This is a genomic window from Hydrocoleum sp. CS-953 (genome assembly GCF_002260545.1).
GTDB lineage: Bacteria > Cyanobacteriota > Cyanobacteriia > Cyanobacteriales > Microcoleaceae > Trichodesmium.
Window position 1 is genome coordinate 1 of record NZ_LGSU01000125.1, and the last position, 2,218, is coordinate 2,218.

The window sequence follows — 2,218 nt, forward strand, 5'->3', positions numbered from 1 at the left end:
GGATTAATTATTAATTATCAATTATCCATGATCCATTATTAATTATTAATTATCCATTATTTTAATATCTGCTTCTAACCAAGCTTTTTGAAACTCTTGTTTGACTTGAGCAGCTTCTTTTTGTTTACCTTGTGCTGATAAACTTTTTGCTAATCCATATAAAGACCAACCATTATTTGGATGCTGTTGTAAATCTTGACGATAAACTGTTTCTGCTTCTTTTTCCCGATTTAACTTTAACAAAGCTGCACCTAAAGATTGACGTACAGGATAATACCAATAAGGAGGTTCCATATAGGGTAAATTATCCTGAAGTTCTACGGCGGTTTGATATTCAGAAATCATCTCCTCATTTTTATCTTTTAAGTCTGCTATTTTTGCCACTAATAAATGATTAGCAATTGAAATTAAATTTGTAGCAGGAAAATTTGCACTTTCCAAACCACTAAATTGTGAATTTTGCAATAAGTCGTTGATTTTTTGATACTCAAATTGAGCATTTTCTAAATTTCCCTGACCAACCCATGCCATACCTCTTGCATAATGCCACATTGCCATTGTATAGGGTAACTTATTTGATGGTTGAGATTCGGTAAGAATTTCATCCCACTTACTAAATTGCACTAAGGAAAAATAGGGAGTGGGGAGAAACATTTCAGTCAAAGGAAACTGCTGAACTTCTTGAAGAGAAACTTTACCTACTAACTTTCTAGCAGCATTAATTGCATCTTTGCTACGTCCTTCCATACTAGCTGCTGACCAGAAAAAATGAATAATGTGAGGATAATAAAGTGCTGAATATAATCCTTTTTGTTGAGAAGTCGCCAGAAATTTCTCATCTACTTTCATGGCATTTTGATTAGTAGTAGCTGCATCATGGTAACGACCAATTCTGAGATAAATATGAGATGGCATATGTACTAAATGACCAGCAGCAGGAACTAAATTACGGAGAATATATGCTGGTTTTTCTGCTTTTTCTGGATATGGAGAAGCTTCAATGGCATGAATATAATAATGTATTGCTCCTGGATGATTTGGATTTTTTTCTAATACAAACTCTAATGTTTTAACAACTTCATTCGTTAAAGGTTGAGGTTCACCATTTTCTTTCCAGTAATTCCAAGGCATTACATCCATTAAAGATTCAGCAAATAGAGTTGCTGCATCTAAATCATTAGGATATTGTTTTGAAAGTTCTCTCATGGCATTAGCATAAGCCATGTCTAAAGATTTACGATTTTCTAAATTTTGAGCAGAATATCTTTGAGATAAAGCCTTAATATAGGCTTGTTCTATGAGAGTAGTTTTAGGAGAAAGTTTCTCAGCTTTTTGGATAGCTTGATAAGCAGTAGGAATAGATTCTTGATTCATTGGTGCATTAATATTAGGACCTTGTGATAAAGCAATACCCCAATAACACATTGCACAATTAGAATCTAGTTTGGTTGCTTGTTGAAAAGAACGTTTAGCTTCAGCATGGTTGAAGCCAAAAATAAAGGTTAAACCTTGGTCGAAGTAACGTTGAGCTTGAGGAGAATTTGTTGTAATTTTATGATGGATATTTCCTAAGTTTTTCCATAGAGGAACTGCACTATTTAATTGATTTTGGTTTTTCTCAATAGCTGACCAAGAAGGATTTAAAGTAAGTCCAATATAAATGGAAGTTGTGAGACAGACAGAGAGAAGAAAAATAAAATTTTTCTTTGTTTTGATATTCATAGTATGGTTGTTAATGATGGAATAAAGTGTCAGCTTTTGCTCGATTTTTTGGTAAGCATTCAGCTCTTAGAAATCATCTAGCCTCTTACAGAGGAACTGCATTATCAGCAAATAATGAATAATTTCTTTCTCAGGTTAAAGGAGCGTACTTTCGCAATGAATTTTAATACTCTCTCAATTTTTCAATTGCTTTTACCGAATAATTAATAATTATTAATTATTAATTAAATCATTTAGGTTAAAAGCCTCCCCTTGAAAGGGGAAAAAATTATTTTTTTTCCTTATTGGTCAATCCTCTCCCTTTTAGGCAGAGGTAATTATCCATTATCCATTATCCATTATCAATTAATGAACTCCTCCTCTTGTCAATAGCTGTTAACCTAGTTCCTACCCAGGAGGCTAGCTAATAGCTGATGGCTGAATTATTACATTTTTTGTATTGGTATTTTTGGCAATAACTTATTTGAAAAAATATTATGCTGAGGGCAAGTAGATG

1 protein-coding gene is annotated in these 2,218 nt (G+C 32.9%); it reads right to left on the minus strand.

Translation table 11 applies throughout. The features are described from left to right. Window positions 1-45 precede the first annotated feature (45 nt). Entirely contained in the window at window positions 46-1,722 is a 1,677-nt protein-coding gene (locus AFK68_RS00885) for a hypothetical protein (RefSeq protein WP_094670890.1), read from the minus strand. Window positions 1,723-2,218 lie beyond the last annotated feature (496 nt).

Excerpts from the sequence above, each read along its gene's own strand:
- AFK68_RS00885 (WP_094670890.1), bottom strand. The coding sequence starts at position 1,722 with ATGAATATCAAAACAAAGAAAAATTTTATTTTTCTTCTCTCTGTCTGT.